Here is a 15,346-nt window from a genome sequence, read left to right as displayed (position 1 = left end):
CCGGTCGGGAGTCCCGACCGGCCGCCCACCCCTCGCCCCTGGCGGGGGCCCGCGGGCTCACTCGTTGTGCAGCACCTCGGCGATCGGCAGCCGGGCCGCCGAGCGCGCCGGGACGAGCGCGCCGAGGACGGCGATCGCGACGCCCGCCAGGGCGAGGCCGACGAGCAGCGGGGCGCCCCAGACGTCCATCGTCGCCTCCGGGAAGTTGATGATCCGGACGTTCTCGGCGATCAGCCGGTGCACCAGGATGCCGACCGGGATGCCGATGATGCCGCTGACCACGCCCTGCCAGGCCACCGAGGTGACCGTCATCGCGACGACCTGCCGGGGCGTCATCCCGATCGACTTCAGCATGCCGAGGTCGCGACGGCGCTCGCGGATGGTGAGCAGCAGGGTGTTGAAGACGCCGAGCGCGGCGACCACCGACAGCAGGACGCTGAAGGTCGTGCTGAAGGTCTTGATCGCGACGACGGGCCCTTCCGAACTCGCCGTGACGATCGAGGGCGAGAGGCTCGGGTCGGCGGCCGTGACCGCCTTCCGGTACGCCTCGGCGTCGGCGCCGTCGGCGAGCCGCACGTCGTACTCGACCACGTGCGGGTCGGGGGTGAGCAGGGCCCTGGTGGCGTCGTTGGAGGAGATCGAGTTGGCGTTGCCCTGGATCTCCTCGCCGACGAGGGTGACGGTGGTCTGCCGGCCGTCCAGGACCAGGGTGAGCCGGTCACCGATCTTGATCCCGTGCTGGTCGAGGAAGGCCGGCCCGGCCTCGACCTCGTTCAGCCCGGTCGCCGGGCGGCCCTCGACCACGTCGAGCCGCCGGTGGTCGACCATGGCGTCGCCGCCGTAGAAGTTGGCGAAGACGGGCTGGGGCTGTCCGACGATGCCGATCCGGACCAGTCCGCGGACGGAGACCCGCTCGGCGCCGGGGGCGGCGTGCAGCATCGCCTCGGTCTGCTCCGGGGTCAGCCGGGGCTCGATCCCGCTGCCCGCGAAGTGGCTGGTCTGCACGTTGACATGGGTCCTGCCGTCGGCCGAGGCCATGACCTTGCTCAGGGTGCTGCTCAGGCCGGTGGTCACGGTCACGGTGACCACCCCGAGCGCGATCGCCGCGATGGTCAGCGCGGTCCGGGCCGGGCGGGCGAAGGGCTGGCCGAGACCGAGGCTGACGGCGCGCGGCAGCCGGGTGCCGCTCAGCCGGCGCTGGACCTTCAGCCCGCGTCCGGTGCGCGGCGCGCTGCCGGCCGAGATGGCCTGGGCGGCGGAGAGCCGGTGGGCGCGCGAGGCGGGGACGAGCGCGGCGAGGACGACCAGCAGCGGGACGCTGATCAGGGTGGCGGCGGGCAGCCAGCGGGCCGGCTCGATCACGGCGGAGCCGGTCGAGATCCCGGAGAACGCGGTCCGGAGGATCGGGTACGCCGCCGCCCAGCCGGCCGCCGTCCCGAGGACGGTGCCGACGACGGCGGGCACCGAGACCATGGTCAGGTAGACGGTGACCACCTGGCGCGGGGTGAAGCCGATCGACTTCAGCACGCCGATGTGCCGGTAGCCGGAGACCACCGCGCCGCTCACCACGTTGCCGACGATCAGCGCGGCGACGATCAGACCGAGCACGCCGAAGACCGTCATCAGCGGCAGGTAGGCGTCGGCGCCCGCCGAGAAGGCCTGCTTGAGCACCAGGTACGACTGCGTGCTGGTGAGGGCGTCCTTGGGCACGCCCTCGGTGGCGGTGCCGAGCGAGGCGGTCAGCTGCTGCTCGGTGGCCGCGTCGGTGAAGCGGTAGAGCATCTGCCGGGCGGTGGGGTGCAGGGCGGCCGCCTGCGCGGGGGTGACCCAACCGCCGGAGGACTGGCTCATGCCGGTCGCGAAGCCGACGATCGTGAGCTTCAGTCCCGTGCTGGTGATGAGCTGATAGCCGAGGTTCCTCGTCCCGGCGCCCCCGGCCGGGTTGTTGACGACGACCTCGCCGGGCGCGGTGGCCCAGCGGCCGGCCAGCAGGTCCACCCGGTCCACCGGCGCGTCCGCCGGGTCGGCCCGGCCGACCAGGGTCAGCGGTCCGGGCGGGCGGCCGACCCAGTCCGTGGGGATCTCCACCACGGCCTGGTCGAACGGTCCGGCGGCCGCCTCGACGCCCGGCCGGTGGGCGGTGGCGGCCAGTTGCTCCGCCGAGGCCTTGGCCGGGTCGAAGGCGGCGGTGACGTGCGCACCGCGCTCGGCCTCGAAGGCCGCGTCGAACGGCGCCCGGGCGGCGCTGATCACCGCGAGGGCGAGCAGCACCGTCGCGGTGGAGCAGAAGACGACCAGGCCGATCACGACGGTCTGCACCCGGCGGCGCTTCACGGCCGCCCGGGAGGCCCGCCACACCGCGCCGGTCATGACTGCGGCTCCAGCATCCGCTCGTTCGCCACGCGGCCGTCCGCCATCTCGACCAGCCGGCTGGCGCAGCGGGTGGCCAGGCCGGGGTCGTGGGTGACGATCAGCAGGGTCTGCCCGATCTGGTTGAGGTCGATCAGGAGGTCCATCACCTGCTCGCCCGAGCGGCTGTCCAGCGCGCCGGTGGGCTCGTCGGCGAGCAGCAGGGCCGGGCGGTTCATCAGGGCGCGGGCCACCGCGACCCGCTGGCGCTCGCCGCCGCTGAGCGTCGCCGGGTAGACGTCCTTGCGGTGGGCGACGCCGAGTTCGTCCAGCAGCTCCAGTGCCCGGCGGCGGGCCTGGCGGGCGTTGGTGCCGGTCAGCTGGGCGGCCAGGGCGACGTTGTCGAGGGCGGGGAGGTCGTCGATCAGGTTGAAGAACTGGAAGATCATGCCGATGTGGCGGCGGCGGAAGAGGGCCAGTCCGTTCTCGTTCAGCCCTCCGAGGTCCTGGCCCTGCACCCGGACGGTGCCGGCGGTGGGCCGGTCGAGTCCGGCCACCATGTTCAGCAGGGTGGACTTGCCGCACCCCGAGGGGCCCATCACGGCGACCGCCTCGCCCGCGCGGATCCGCAGGTCGACGCCGTCGAGCGCCTTGGCGTCGCCGAACTCCTTGTGGACCCCGGACAGCTCGACGACGACCTGCGCGTCGCCCGGCCGGGAGGTCCCGTCGTGGTCGTTGCTCATGGTGGACGACCGTAGGCGCGGGGCCGTCGCCGGCACGTCCCACCCCGGGTGTAACCGCGGGCGGCCGTAGTACCCGGGATGTACGGGGGCGGCACCCCCGGATGATGTGGATCATGCCATGACCTGGGAGGCTGGTGCCGTGTGGGGATCGGGGTGGGAGTGGGCGGCCGTCGCGACGGCCGGGGCGGCGGCCGCTGCGGCCTGCTGGCTGGCCGTGGCGCTGGCCCGGGCGCGGCGGCTGCACCGGGCGGCCGTCGGCGAGCGCGGCTGGCTGCTGGAACGGGAGCGGGAGAGTGCCGCCCGGACCGCCGTGGACGCCGAACGGGCGCGGATCGCCGCCGAGTTGCACGACATCGTGAGCCACAACGTGAGCCTGATGGTGGTGCAGGCCGGGGCCGCGCGCGAGGTGCTGACCACCATGCCGGAGGAGGCCGCGGCGGCGATGGCCGCGGTCGAGGCGGCCGGGCGGGACGCGATGACCGAACTGCGGCACCTGCTCGGCCTGCTCGCCCCCGCCGCGGACGGCGGCGAGGAGCCGGCCGCGGACGGCTTCGCGCCGCAGCCCAGCCTGAGCCGGCTGAGCCCGCTGATCGACCGGTTCGCCTTCGCCGGGCTGCCGGTCGAGGTGCGGATCTCCGGCGAGCCGCGGCCGCTGCCCGGCGGCATCGACGTGACGGCGTACCGGATCGTCCAGGAGGCACTGACCAATGCGCTCAAGCACGGGGACGGGGTGACGGCGGAGGTGACGGTGCGCTACGCGGACCACTACCTGCGGGTGGAGGTGCTCAACAGCGGTCCGAGCGTGCTCTCCGGGGCACCCGCCGCACCGGTCGGGCCGGGGCCGGACGGCGCCGGGCGCGGGCTGCTCGGCCTGCGCGAGCGGGTCGCGGTGTACGGCGGTGACCTGGATGCCCGGCGCCGGCTCGGCGGCGGCTTCCGGGTCCGCGCCCGGATCCCGCTGGACCGGCCGTGACGGGGGGCCGCACGGACCCGGAGCAGCCGCCGGAGCGCCGTCCGCGGGTGGTGATCGCCGACGACCAGGAGCTGGTCCGCACCGGCTTCCGGATGATCCTCACCGCGCGCGGCATCGACGTGGTCGCCGAGGCCTCCGACGGCGACGAGGCGGTGGCCGCCGCCGTGCTGCACCGCCCGGACGTCGCGCTGCTGGACATCCGGATGCCCGGCACGGACGGCCTGGAGGCCGCCCGGCGCATCCTGGCCCGGGTGCCCGGCTGCCGGGTGATCATGCTGACCACCTTCGACCTGGACCACTACGTCTACGCCGCGCTGTCCGCCGGGGCCAGCGGCTTCCTGCTCAAGGACGTCACCTCGGCCCACCTCGCCGCCGCCGTACGGCTGGTGGACACCGGGGACGCGCTGCTCGCCCCCTCGATCACCCGCCGCCTGGTCGAGCGTTTCGCGGCCGGCGCGCCGCGGCCGGCCCCGGGCTCCGAGGGCCCGGCGCTGCACCGCGACCTCGCCCCGCTGACCCCGCGCGAGGCGGAGGTGCTCACGCTGCTCGGGCGCGGGCTGTCCAACACGGAGCTGGCGCGCGAACTGACGCTCAGCGAGTCGACGGTGAAGACCCATGTGGCCCGGATCTTCGCCAAGCTGAACCTGCGCGACCGGGCGCAGGCGGTGGTGCTCGCCTACGAGACCGGGCTGGTCGCGCCGGGTGGCGGCTGATCGTCAACTCGCCGCCCATCCGCACCAATTCGCGTGACTATCATCCGAATCTCACTCATTGGAGTTAACTCTTCACCGAATTCCCATTTTTGCCAATTCATGGGGCACCATCTGCATGTCCACGCCCGAGCCGGACCGACACACCTCGGGCGCCACCCCCCGGCATGACGACAACACTTGGACCGGCCCGTGACCACCAACCCCCCCGTGTGGGACTGCCCCTTCCACCACACCGACGGCCTGGAGTTCGACCCCCTCCTGAAGCGACTGCTCACCGAGGACCCGGTCGCCAGGATCCGGCTGCCGCACGGCGAGGGCGAAGCCTGGCTGGCCACCCGCTACGAGGACGTCAGGGTCGTCACCACCGACCGCCGGTTCAGCCGCGCCGCGGGCATCGGCCGCGACCTGCCCCGGATGACGCCCGCCCCGATCGCCCAGGCCGAGGCCATCAACCTGATGGACCCGCCCGCCCACAACCGGCTGCGCCGGCTGGTCGCCCAGGGCTTCACCAACCGCCAGGTCGAGCGGATGCGCCCGGCCACCCAGCGGACCGTCGACGGCTACCTCGACGAGATGACCGAGCACGGCGCCCCCGCCGACCTGATGCGCTTCCTCGCCGACCGCCTCCCGCTCGCCACCATCTGCGAGCTGCTGGACGTCCCCGCGGCCGACCGCGCCGAACTGCGCCGCCACGCCGTGGCGATGATGCGGATGGGCCCGGGCAGCCGGGACGGCCAGGAGGCCGCCAAGACCGCCCTGCGCGGCTACTTCGCCGAGCTGACCGCCGAACGCCGCGCCCACCCCGGCGAGGACCTGATCAGCGCCCTCGCCACCGCCCGCGACGGCGACGAACTGCTGGACCCGGACGAGCTGACCGTCATGGCGATGGTCCTGCTGGTCACCGGCCACGACACCAGCACCTACCAGCTCGGCAACCTCACCTACACCCTGCTCACCCACCCCGAGCAGCTCGCCGAGCTGCGCGCCCGGCCGGAGACGCTGCCGCGCGCCCTGGAGGAGCTGCTGCGCTTCGTCCCCTTCCGCCAGGGCGTCGGCATCGCCCGGGTCGCCACCGAGGACGTCGAGCTGGGCGGCGTGCCGATCCGGGCCGGCGAGGCCGTGCACGTCTCCTACCTCACCGCCAACCGGGACCCGGCGGCCTACGAGCGCCCCGACGAGCTGGACCTCGACCGCGACGCCGGGCCCGTCAACATGACCTTCGGGCACGGCCAGCACCGCTGCCCCGGCTCGCACCTGGCCCTGATGGAACTGCAGGTCGCCATCGGCACCCTGCTGCGGCGCTTCCCCGGTCTGCGGCTGGCCGTCGACCCCGCCGAACTCGACTGGAACTCCGGCTCGATCTGGCGCTTCCCGCGCACCCTGCCGGTGGCCTGGTAGCCGACTCCCCCACCTGCCGCCGCCCCACCTGCCGCCGCCCGCCCGCCCGCAGCCGCCCGTCACCCGCGGCCGCGCGGCGCCCGTACCGCTCCACGCATCCACCGGCCTGCCACCAGGCCCCCAGGGGAGACCCACCCATGGCAACTCTCTGCCGCCCGGCGATCGGCGTGCCCGAGCACGTCATCACGCTGGACGAGACCCTCGACCTGGCCCGCACCCTGCACGCCGGCCACCCCCAGCTCGGCCTGGCGCTGCGGCTGATCGAGAACACCGGGGTGCGCACCCGGCACCTGGTCCAGCCGATCGAGCGGACCCTCACCCACCCGGGCTTCACCGTCCGCAACGAGGTGTACGAGCGCGAGGCCAAGCGACGCGTCCCCGAAGTGGTCGAACGCGCCCTAGCCCACGGCGAGTTGACCGCCAGGGACATCGACCTGATCGTCTACGTGTCCTGCACCGGCTTCATGATGCCGTCGATGACCGCCTGGCTGATCAACACCATGGGCTTCCGCGCCGACACCCGCCAGGTGCCGATCGCCCAGCTCGGCTGCGCGGCCGGCGGCGCCGCCGTCAACCGGGCGCACGACTTCTGCCGCGCCTACCCGGGCGCCAACGTGCTGATCGTCGCCTGCGAGTTCTGCTCGCTCTGCTACCAGCCGACCGACCTCGGCGTCGGCTCGCTGCTCTCCAACGGCCTGTTCGGGGACGCCGTCGCCGCCGTGGTGATGCGCGACAACGGCGGGTACGGCGTACAGGTCGAGCGCAACGGCTCGCACCTCGTCCCGCACACCGAGGACTGGATCTCGTACGGGGTCAAGGACACCGGCTTCCACTTCCAGCTGGACAAGCGGGTGCCCGGCACCATGGAGATGCTCGCGCCCGCGCTGCGCGCCCTGGCCGGGGAGCACGGCTGGGACGTCTCCGGGCTCGGCTTCTACATCGTGCACGCGGGCGGCCCGCGCATCCTCGACGACCTGTGCCGCTACCTCAACCTGGAGCCGGCCACCTTCCGCTACAGCCGGGCGACGCTCACCGAGCGCGGCAACATCGCCAGTGCCGTGGTCTTCGACGCCCTGGCCCGGCTGTTCGCCGACGGCGGCGTGCCCGAGGGCACCACCGGCCTGATCGCGGGCTTCGGACCGGGCATCACCGCCGAGATCTCACTGGGCAGTTGGGTCGGCGCACCGGCCGAGGCGCCACGCCCTCGCCGCCCGCGAGCCATCTCCACCTCCGACATTGCCCTCGTCCATCCGACCGCCCCCCGCCGTTTCCCGGCCGGCACTACCATCGCCGAATGACTGACACCACGGACCGCGCCGACACCTCCGCCAGAGCCGCCGAACTCGCCGCGAGGTTCCCGGCGTTGCACGCACCGCAGTACTGGAGCTGGGGGCGGTTCGACGCGCAGTTCTCCACCGAGCTGCCGCCGGACGCGCTGGTCACCAACATCCACCTGTTCGGCTTCGCGGACGGTCGGGTGGTGCTCTGCCGGGATGACCGGGACCACTGGTTCCTGCCCGGCGGCACCCGGGAGCGGGACGAGAGCATCGTCTCCTGCCTCGCCCGCGAGCTGGGCGAGGAGGCGGGCGCCCGGCTGCTCGGCGAGCCGCACTGGCTGGGCGCGCACCGCTGCCGCACCGAGGACCCGACGCCCTACCGGCCGTGGCAGCCGCACCCGGAGAAGGCCTGGCTGTGGGGCTGGGGCGAGGTGGCGCTGGACTCCGCGCCGACCAACCCGACGGACGGCGAGCAGGTGGTCGAGGTCCGCGCGGTGCCGCCCGCGGAGGCCCAGCGGCTGCTGCTGACCGGGCACGACGCCTGGTGGGGCGAGCTGGTCGCGCTGGCGGTGGAACTGCGCCGACAGGCCGGCCTGGGCTGAGAACCCGGCCCCGCCGGCCGTTCCCGCGGCTGCGGAAGGTCACTTGAATGGCGGAACACCAAGTGAAGATGTCCGTTTTGTGATGGTATTACTCAGCCATGGACACCACTTCACTGGCCGTGGACTACCCGGTGCTCAACATCTTCTGGACGATGCTGGAGTTCTTCCTCTGGGTCCTCTGGTTCTTCCTGCTTTTCAAGATCATCACGGACATCTTCCGCAGCCACGACCTCAGCGGCTGGGGCAAGGCCGGCTGGCTGGTCCTGGTGATCATCCTGCCCCTGATCGGCGTCCTGGTGTACCTGATCGCCCGCGGGCAATCGATGACCAAGCGCGACATCCAACAGGCCCAGGAGAACCAGGCCGCCTTCAAGGCCTACGTCCGGGACGCGGCAACGTCCGGGCCCGAGGCCGCCGGCCGCAGTCACGCCGACGAACTGGCGAAACTGGCGGACCTGAAGGAGAAGGGCGCCATCTCCGAGGAGGAGTACCAGAAGGCCAAGGAGAAGGTCCTGGCCTGAACGTCCGGACGGTCACGACGATCCGGACGGTCACACGGCCGGGGTCGGTCGACGCGGTGGTACGCGTCGACCGGCCCCGGCCGTGATCCGTCCGTCCCGGCTCAGCGCCGCCCGGAGCGCCGGTCGCCCGAGCCGCCGTCGCCACCGCCGGTCAGGCCCGCGCGGCGCAGCGCGTCCGCCATGGCGCTGTTGGCGGGCGCACCGCCGCCGGAGCCGCCCCGGTCGTTGCCCCGGTCACCGCTCCCGCGCCGGTCCTGGCCGCCACGGCCGCCCTGACCGCCCTGGTTGCCCTGACCGCCGCCGCGGCGCTCCTGGCGCGGCGGGCGGCCCTGGCGGTCGCCCCGGTCACCGCGGTCGCCCCGGTCGCCGCCGCGCTCGCGCCCGACCTCGTCGTCCAGCCGCAGGGTCAGCCCGATCCGCTTGCGCGGCACGTCCACCGTGAGCACCCGGACCTTGACGATGTCGCCGGGCTTGACCACCTCGCGCGGGTCCTTGACGAAGTTCTTCGACAGCGCCGAGACGTGCACCAGCCCGTCCTGGTGGACGCCCACGTCCACGAAGGCGCCGAAGGCGGCGACATTGGTGACCACGCCCTCCAGCACCATGCCGACCTCCAGGTCGCCGATCTTGTCGACGCCCTCCTTGAAGGTCGCGGTGCGGAAGGCCGGGCGCGGGTCGCGGCCCGGCTTGTCCAGCTCGCCGAGGATGTCGGTGACGGTCGGGACGCCGAAGGTGTCGTCGGCGAAGTCCGCCGGACGCAGCGCCCGCAGCCGCTCGCCGTTGCCGATCAGCTCGCGCAGCTCCCCGCCGGTGGCGGCCAGGATCCGGCGCACCACCGGGTAGGCCTCGGGGTGCACGCTGGAGGCGTCCAGCGGGTCCGCGCCCCCGGGGATGCGCAGGAAGCCGGCGCACTGCTCGAAGGCCTTGGGGCCGAGCCGGGAGACGTCCTTGAGCTGCTTGCGGGTACGGAACGGGCCGTTGGCGTCGCGGTGCGCCACGATGTTGTCGGCCAGCGTGCCGGTGATCCCGGAGACCCGGGTGAGCAGCGGGGCCGAGGCTGTGTTGACGTCCACGCCGACGGCGTTGACGCAGTCCTCGACCACGGCGTCCAGGGAGCGGGAGAGCTTCACCTCGCTCAGGTCGTGCTGGTACTGGCCGACGCCGATCGACTTGGGGTCGATCTTGACCAGCTCGGCCAGCGGGTCCTGGAGCCGGCGGGCGATCGAGACCGCGCCGCGGATCGACACGTCCAGCTCCGGAAGCTCCTGCGAGGCGAACGCGGAGGCCGAGTACACCGAGGCGCCGGCCTCGCTGACCATCGCCTTGGTGAGCTTCAGCTCGGGGTGGCGCCCCAGCAGGTCCTCGGCGAGCTTGTCGGTCTCCCGGGAGGCGGTGCCGTTGCCGATCGCGACCAGGTCGACGCCGTGCTTCGCCGCCAGCGCGGCCAGGGTGGCCAGGGCCGCGTCCCACTTGTTGGCGGGCTGGTGCGGGTAGATCGTGTCGTACGCGACGACCTTGCCGGTGGCGTCCACCACGGCGACCTTCACGCCGGTGCGGAAGCCCGGGTCCAGGCCCATGGTGGCGCGGGTGCCGGCCGGGGCGGCGAGCAGCAGGTCGCGCAGGTTGGCGGCGAAGACCCGCACCGCCTCCTCCTCGGCCTCGGCGCGCAGCCGGGCCCGCAGGTCGATGCCGAGCCGGACCAGGATGCGGGTGCGCCAGGCCCAGCGGACGGTGTCGCCGAGCCACTTGTCGGCCGGGCGGCCGCGGTCCGCGATGCCGAAGCGGGCGGAGATGCGCTGCTCGTAGTCGTTCTCGCCGGGCAGGTCGCCCTCGGACTCGCCGTCGTACGGGGAGAGGTCGAGGTCGAGCACCTCCTCCTTCTCGCCGCGCAGCATCGCCAGGATGCGGTGCGAGGGGAGCCTGGTGTACGGCTCGGCGAAGTCGAAGTAGTCGGCGAACTTGGCGCCGTCGCCCTCCTTGCCGTCGCGGACCCGGGCGACCAGCCGGCCGCGGGTCCACATCCGCTCGCGCAGCGAGCCGACCAGGTCGGCGTCCTCGCCGAAGCGCTCGACCAGGATCGCCCGGGCGCCCTCCAGCGCGGCGGGGCCGTCCGCGACCGACTCGTTCAGGTACCGCGCGGCCAGCGCGGCCGGGTCCTGGCCCGGGTCGGCCAGCAGGGTGTCGGCGAGCGGCTCCAGGCCGGCCTCGCGGGCGATCTGCGCCTTGGTGCGCCGCTTCGGCTTGAACGGCAGGTAGATGTCCTCCAGCCGGGCCTTGGAGTCGGCGGCGAGCACCCGGGCCCGCAGCGCGTCGTCCAGCTTGCCCTGGGCCTCGATCGACTCCAGGACGGCCGCCCGGCGGTCCTCCAGTTCGCGCAGGTAGCGCAGCCGCTCCTCCAGGGCGCGCAGCTGGGCGTCGTCGAGGGAACCGGTGACCTCCTTGCGGTAGCGGGCCACGAAGGGGACGGTCGAGCCGCCGTCGAGCAGGTCGACGGCAGCCTTCACCTGCCCCTCGCGGACACCCAGCTCCTCGGCGATCTTCCGCTCGATCGCCTGCTGGGCCTGCTGGGCCACCTGTTCGACTGCCGTGGTCACGAAGCCGGTCACCTTCTCCATCAGTGCTTGCGCCGTACGCCCTGCATTCTGGCAGGTGCCGACGACGACGCCCGGCCGCACCCGGGACGGCCGGGCGTGGCGCGCCGTCCGGTACCGTGCCGGGCGGCTCCACCGAGGCTTGAGCGTCGCCCAGTTGCCGCTTCCTAGGCTGGCGGGCATGGACACTCTGGATGCCGCCGCCGAGTTGGAGCGGCTCGCCGCCGCCAAGTACCTGCTGTTCACCACGTACCGGAGGAACGGCACTCCGGTCGCCACCCCGGTGTGGGTCGCGCGCGACGGTGACGCGCTGGTCTTCACCACCGTCACGAAGACGGGCAAGGTCAAGCGCCTGCGCAACCGTTCGGACGTGCTGGTCGGGCCGAGCGACATCCGCGGGAACCTGCTCGGCGCCCAGGTGCCGGCCGCCGCGGTGCTGGACCCGGACCGGGCGCCCGCCTACCGGAAGCTGCTGCGGCGCAAGTACGGGCTGCTGTGCGCGGTGGCGCTGACCGCCAACGTGCTGCGCTTCGGCAAGGGCGGCACCATCGGGGTGCGGGTCACCTTCGACTGATCGTCCGCTGATCGCTTTCGAATGGCCTTCGGAATGTGCGCAGTTCGGGAATCGGGCTGAACGGTAACGACCAGCGCTGTACGCTGCCGGGCATGTGCGCTGCCACCCGGATGCACCCCGACGGGCCGGTGGTCGACGCGACCCTGGTCCGTCGGCTGATCTCCGTCCAGTTCCCGCAGTGGGAGCGCCTTCCGATCACCCCGGTCCCCGCCCCCGGGGCGGACAACGCGATGTTCCGCCTCGGGCCCGAACTCGCCGTCCGGCTGCCCCGGGTGGAGTGGGCCGCCGGGGGCCTGCGGCGGGAGCAGCAGTGGCTGTCCCGGCTGGCGCCGCGGCTGCCGCTGCCCGTCCCGGCGCCGCTCGCGGTCGGCCGGCCCGCCGCCGGCTACCCGTGGGAGTGGTCGGTGCTGCACTGGCTGGACGGCACCAACCCGGCCGTCAACGCGCTGGCCGCGCCCCAGGCCCTGGCCCGCGACCTGGCCGGCTTCGTCAACGCGCTGCGCGCCGTCGACCCGGCCGGCGCCCCGCCCTCCCAGCGCAGCACCCCGCTCGCCTCCCGGGACGGCGCCACCCGCGCGGCCATCGCCCAGCTCTCCGGCTCGATCGACACGGGCGCCGCAACCACCCTGTGGGACAAGGCGCTTCGGCTGCCCGAGTACGCCGGCCCGCCGGTCTGGATGCACGGCGACCTCACCCCGGGCAATCTGCTGCTCGCCCCCACCGGGCGGCTCTCCGCCGTCATCGACTTCGCCCTGATGGGCGTCGGCGACCCGACCGCCGACCTGATCGTCGCCTGGAACCTGCTGCCCGCCGCCGCCCGGCCGGCCTTCCGCACCGCCCTGCGCGCGGACGAGGCGATGTGGGCCCGCGGCCGCGCCTGGGCGTTCTCCATCGCCCTGGTGACGATCCCGTACTACCGCCACACCGACCAGGCGCTGACCGCCAACGCCCGCCACGTCGTCCGCGAGGTGCTCGCCGACCGCGGTGTCTAGGGTCCGTCCGCCGTGCACGGTGGCGGCCCTCCCGGGCCGGGACACGCCCGCCGGAGGACCGGGTCCAAAACCTGTCCCGGTCAATCCCCGCTGCTAGCCTGAGGCGCATGACGGGACTGCGGGAGCTGAAGAAGGAGCGGACCCGGCGGGCCATCTCCGAGGCGGCCATCGCGCTGTTCCTGGAGCACGGCTTCGACCGGGTGTCGGTGGCCGACGTCGCGGCCGCCGCCGAGGTCTCCAAACCGACGCTGTTCTCCTACTTCCCCACCAAGGAGGACCTGGTCGTCCACCGCTTCGCCGACCACCAGGAACAGGCCGCCGAGGTGGTCCGCACCCGGCCGCCCGGCGAACCGGTGCTCGACGCGCTGCTGCGGGACTTCCTGGCCGGGCTCACCCGGCGCGACCCGGTCACCGGCCTCAACGACCACCCCGCGGTGCTCGCCTTCACCGGCCTGGTCCACGGCACCCCCAGCCTGGCCGCCCGGGTCGGCGAGTACGTGGCCCGCGCCGAGCAGTCGCTGGCCGAGGCGCTGCGCGCGAGCCCCGGCCTGCCCGGGCCGCAGGAGCTCACCGCCACCCTGCTCGCCGCCCAGGTCACCGCCACCCAGCGGGTCCTCGCCCTGCACAACTGGCGCCGCATCCGGGACGGCCGCACCGCCGACGAGCTGTACGCCGAGGCCGTCGGGGACGCCACCGGCGCCTTCGACCTGCTCGCCCACGGCTACGGCCCACCCCGCGGCGAGCGGCCCGCCGCTGACTAGAGTGCGCGCATGACGACGCGTCACCACTCCTTCGATGCCCTGCACAACTTCCGCGACCTGGGCGGCTATGCGGCCGCCGGCGGACGCTCCGTCCGGTGGGGGCTGCTGTACCGCTCCGACTCGCTCGGCAAGCTCGACTCCCCCGCGGACCTCGACCGGCTGCACGCCCTCGGCGTGCGGACCGTGATCGACCTGCGCTACCCCTGGGAGATCGCCGCCAAGGGCCGGGTGCCCGGGTTCGAGGGCCTGGAGTACCACAACCTCTCGATCGAGCACCGCCCGTACGACCAGGCCGAGATCGACCCGGAGCTCGACCCGTGGCGCTACCTCGCCGACCGCTTCGCCGAGGTCGCCGAGGACGGGGTGAAGGAGATCCGCCAGACCCTGGACGTGATCACGGCCGCCGACGCCCCGGTGGTCTTCCACTGCGCCTCCGGCAAGGACCGCACCGGGCTGATCGCCGCCCTGCTGTTCACCCTGCTCGGCGTCGGCGAGGACGACATCGCCGCCGACTTCGCCCTCACCGAGCTCGCCACCCCGCACTTCGTCGCCGACTGGCACGCCGCCCACCCCGGCCGCACCCTGCGCTGGCCGGCCTTCGGGCGCGCCCCGGAGGCCGTCATCCGGCTCACCCTCGCCGACCTCGCCGACCGCTACGGCTCGGTCGAGGCCTACCTCACCGGCACCCTCGGCATCGACCGGGAGCAGACCGCCGCCCTGCGCGCCCGCCTGCTGACCGGCTGAGCCCCGCCTCCCCGCGCGGGAAGTCGGCCGGCCCGCCGGGGCTTGCGGGGGTGTCGGTCACACCTGGCGTCGGCGTCCGCCCCGGGCGGGGCGGCTGCCGCCCTTGCCGGAGCGGGGCCCGGCCCCTCCGCCGGCCCGGCCGCCGGCCGCCGGGGCCGGGGCGGTCTCGGGCCAGTGGGCGGGCCGGGCGAGGCCGTCCGGGAGGCGGGTGGTGGCGTCGCCGCGGGCGGCGTTGAGCTGGGCCTGGGTGAGGAAGAGGGCCGTGCCGAGGTCCGCGCCGGCCAGGTCGGCGTCCCGCAGGTCGGCGCCGACCAGGTCGGCGAGGCGCAGGTCCGCGCCGGAGAGGTCGGCCGCGACGAGCAGGGCGCCGCGCAGGTTGGCCCCCCGCAGGTCGGCGCCGCGCAGGCGGGCGCCGAAGAGGTCGGCACCCCGGAGCTCGCGGCGGCGCGGAACGGCGGCGCGGACCAGTTCACCGGCGCGCAGCAGCAGCTCGCTGACCCGCTGCCGGTGGGCCGGGACGTCGACGGCGAGGATCTCCTCGGAGGTGCCGCCGGCCAGCCGGTCGGTGTGCGCCAGCGCCTGCCGCAGTTCGTCGTGGACGGGAGCGGCGGCGGCGAAGGTGAGCGCCTCGGCGAGGTAGCGGAGCAGCTCGTGCAGCTGCCGCACGATCGGGAAGACGTCGAACATCGCCTTGGCGCTGTCCGGCTCCTCGCGCCAGCTGCGGCCGCCGAAGGTCACCTGGGAGACCCGCTGCCCGGCGCCGAAGCAGTCGTAGACCGTGCAGCCCTGGAAGCCCCGGTCGCGCAGTTGGGCGTGGATGCCGCAGCGGAAGTCGGTCCGGAGGTTGTGGCAGGCGCTGCCGGCCGCCTTGTTCATGGCGAAGTCGCTGCCGGCGGCGAAGGGCAGCGCGACGCAGCAGAGGCCGAAGCAGCTGCCGCAGTCGGATTCCAGCGGGGTCGGCGCGGCCGCCGTGGGGTCCTGCGGCGGCTCGGTCTCGCGCACGTTCCGGGGTCCTTCCAGCAGTCGGCGCCGGGCGGCGCCGTGAACCCGGAAATCCTACTGGCCCGACGACCCTCGCTGTCGGTAAGCTATGCACTGCCTTTGAGAC

The 15,346-nt window shown here is 74.0% G+C and carries 14 protein-coding genes; 10 read left to right on the top strand and 4 right to left on the bottom strand.

The genetic code is table 11. The annotated features are described in order from the left end of the window. Positions 1-57 precede the first annotated feature (57 nt). Together ACFWJ4_RS03510 and ACFWJ4_RS03505 are read right to left on the bottom strand one after the other, a co-directional pair. Positions 58-2,370: an FtsX-like permease family protein gene (locus ACFWJ4_RS03510; protein ID WP_380538677.1), complete on the bottom strand. Its 2,313-nt coding sequence runs from the start codon at positions 2,368-2,370 to the stop codon at positions 58-60. Then, a complete protein-coding gene (locus ACFWJ4_RS03505) occupies positions 2,367-3,092 on the bottom strand; it encodes an ABC transporter ATP-binding protein (RefSeq protein WP_380538675.1) in 726 nt (241 codons plus the stop codon). Before ACFWJ4_RS03505 ends, ACFWJ4_RS03510 begins: the two co-directional genes overlap by 4 nt. A 118-nt stretch (positions 3,093-3,210) precedes the next feature. Here ACFWJ4_RS03505 and ACFWJ4_RS03500 point away from each other — a divergent pair, with 118 nt between their 5' ends. From ACFWJ4_RS03500 to ACFWJ4_RS03475, 6 genes are all read left to right on the top strand, one after another. Next, complete coding sequence (locus tag ACFWJ4_RS03500) at positions 3,211-4,065, top strand: sensor histidine kinase (protein WP_380538673.1); 855 nt, start codon at positions 3,211-3,213, stop codon at positions 4,063-4,065. Then, positions 4,062-4,778: a response regulator transcription factor gene (locus ACFWJ4_RS03495; protein WP_359915336.1), complete on the top strand. Its 717-nt coding sequence runs from the start codon at positions 4,062-4,064 to the stop codon at positions 4,776-4,778. Before ACFWJ4_RS03500 ends, ACFWJ4_RS03495 begins: the two co-directional genes overlap by 4 nt. A gap of 189 nt (positions 4,779-4,967) precedes the next feature. Then, complete coding sequence (locus ACFWJ4_RS03490; RefSeq protein WP_380538671.1) at positions 4,968-6,176, top strand: cytochrome P450; 1,209 nt, start codon at positions 4,968-4,970, stop codon at positions 6,174-6,176. A gap of 137 nt (positions 6,177-6,313) precedes the next feature. After that, positions 6,314-7,474 (top strand): type III polyketide synthase, encoded by a 1,161-nt coding sequence (locus ACFWJ4_RS03485; protein ID WP_380349544.1) that lies wholly within the window; start codon positions 6,314-6,316, stop codon positions 7,472-7,474. Further along, positions 7,471-8,055, top strand: a complete 585-nt coding sequence (locus ACFWJ4_RS03480) for an NUDIX hydrolase (RefSeq protein ID WP_380538669.1) — start codon at positions 7,471-7,473, stop codon at positions 8,053-8,055. Before ACFWJ4_RS03485 ends, ACFWJ4_RS03480 begins: the two co-directional genes overlap by 4 nt. 98 nt (positions 8,056-8,153) lie before the next feature. Next, positions 8,154-8,576: an SHOCT domain-containing protein gene (locus ACFWJ4_RS03475; protein WP_380538667.1), complete on the top strand. Its 423-nt coding sequence runs from the start codon at positions 8,154-8,156 to the stop codon at positions 8,574-8,576. A 101-nt stretch (positions 8,577-8,677) separates the two neighbouring features. Here ACFWJ4_RS03475 and ACFWJ4_RS03470 read toward each other — a convergent pair whose 3' ends face one another. Continuing rightward, positions 8,678-11,170, bottom strand: coding sequence for a Tex family protein (locus ACFWJ4_RS03470; protein ID WP_380538665.1), 2,493 nt, complete (start codon positions 11,168-11,170; stop codon positions 8,678-8,680). A 178-nt stretch (positions 11,171-11,348) separates the two neighbouring features. Between ACFWJ4_RS03470 and ACFWJ4_RS03465 the strand changes: the two genes are divergently transcribed. From ACFWJ4_RS03465 to ACFWJ4_RS03450, 4 genes are all read left to right on the top strand, one after another. Continuing rightward, a complete protein-coding gene (locus tag ACFWJ4_RS03465) occupies positions 11,349-11,741 on the top strand; it encodes a PPOX class F420-dependent oxidoreductase (RefSeq protein WP_359912243.1) in 393 nt (130 codons plus the stop codon). A gap of 92 nt (positions 11,742-11,833) precedes the next feature. After that, positions 11,834-12,733 carry an aminoglycoside phosphotransferase family protein gene (locus ACFWJ4_RS03460; RefSeq protein WP_380538663.1) on the top strand — a complete coding sequence of 300 codons (900 nt, stop codon included), beginning with the start codon at positions 11,834-11,836 and terminating at the stop codon, positions 12,731-12,733. Between the two features lie 107 nt (positions 12,734-12,840). After that, positions 12,841-13,494 (top strand): TetR family transcriptional regulator, encoded by a 654-nt coding sequence (locus tag ACFWJ4_RS03455; RefSeq protein WP_380538661.1) that lies wholly within the window; start codon positions 12,841-12,843, stop codon positions 13,492-13,494. A gap of 9 nt (positions 13,495-13,503) precedes the next feature. Next, positions 13,504-14,238 carry a tyrosine-protein phosphatase gene (locus tag ACFWJ4_RS03450; protein ID WP_380538659.1) on the top strand — a complete coding sequence of 245 codons (735 nt, stop codon included), beginning with the start codon at positions 13,504-13,506 and terminating at the stop codon, positions 14,236-14,238. Between the two features lie 57 nt (positions 14,239-14,295). On the opposite strand, the gene ACFWJ4_RS03445 is transcribed toward ACFWJ4_RS03450, so the two are convergent. After that, a complete protein-coding gene (locus ACFWJ4_RS03445) occupies positions 14,296-15,240 on the bottom strand; it encodes a pentapeptide repeat-containing protein (RefSeq protein ID WP_380538657.1) in 945 nt (314 codons plus the stop codon). Between the last annotated feature and the right edge of the window lie 106 nt (positions 15,241-15,346).

The organism is Kitasatospora sp. NPDC127067, assembly GCF_042724755.1.
Classification (GTDB): domain Bacteria; phylum Actinomycetota; class Actinomycetes; order Streptomycetales; family Streptomycetaceae; genus Kitasatospora; species Kitasatospora lactacystinica.
Note: the sequence above shows the minus strand (reverse complement) of the source record. Positions and strands in the feature narration are given on the sequence as shown.

Bases quoted from the DNA above. Each gene is read 5' to 3' on its own strand.
- ACFWJ4_RS03460 (WP_380538663.1), top strand. From the start codon at position 11,834: ATGTGCGCTGCCACCCGGATGCACCCCGACGGGCCGGTGGTCGACGCG.
- ACFWJ4_RS03455 (WP_380538661.1), top strand. From the start codon at position 12,841: ATGACGGGACTGCGGGAGCTGAAGAAGGAGCGGACCCGGCGGGCCATC.
- ACFWJ4_RS03465 (WP_359912243.1), top strand. From the start codon at position 11,349: ATGGACACTCTGGATGCCGCCGCCGAGTTGGAGCGGCTCGCCGCCGCC.
- ACFWJ4_RS03510 (WP_380538677.1), bottom strand. From the start codon at position 2,370: ATGACCGGCGCGGTGTGGCGGGCCTCCCGGGCGGCCGTGAAGCGCCGC.
- ACFWJ4_RS03450 (WP_380538659.1), top strand. From the start codon at position 13,504: ATGACGACGCGTCACCACTCCTTCGATGCCCTGCACAACTTCCGCGAC.
- ACFWJ4_RS03505 (WP_380538675.1), bottom strand. From the start codon at position 3,092: ATGAGCAACGACCACGACGGGACCTCCCGGCCGGGCGACGCGCAGGTC.
- ACFWJ4_RS03480 (WP_380538669.1), top strand. From the start codon at position 7,471: ATGACTGACACCACGGACCGCGCCGACACCTCCGCCAGAGCCGCCGAA.
- ACFWJ4_RS03475 (WP_380538667.1), top strand. From the start codon at position 8,154: ATGGACACCACTTCACTGGCCGTGGACTACCCGGTGCTCAACATCTTC.
- ACFWJ4_RS03500 (WP_380538673.1), top strand. From the start codon at position 3,211: ATGACCTGGGAGGCTGGTGCCGTGTGGGGATCGGGGTGGGAGTGGGCG.
- ACFWJ4_RS03485 (WP_380349544.1), top strand. From the start codon at position 6,314: ATGGCAACTCTCTGCCGCCCGGCGATCGGCGTGCCCGAGCACGTCATC.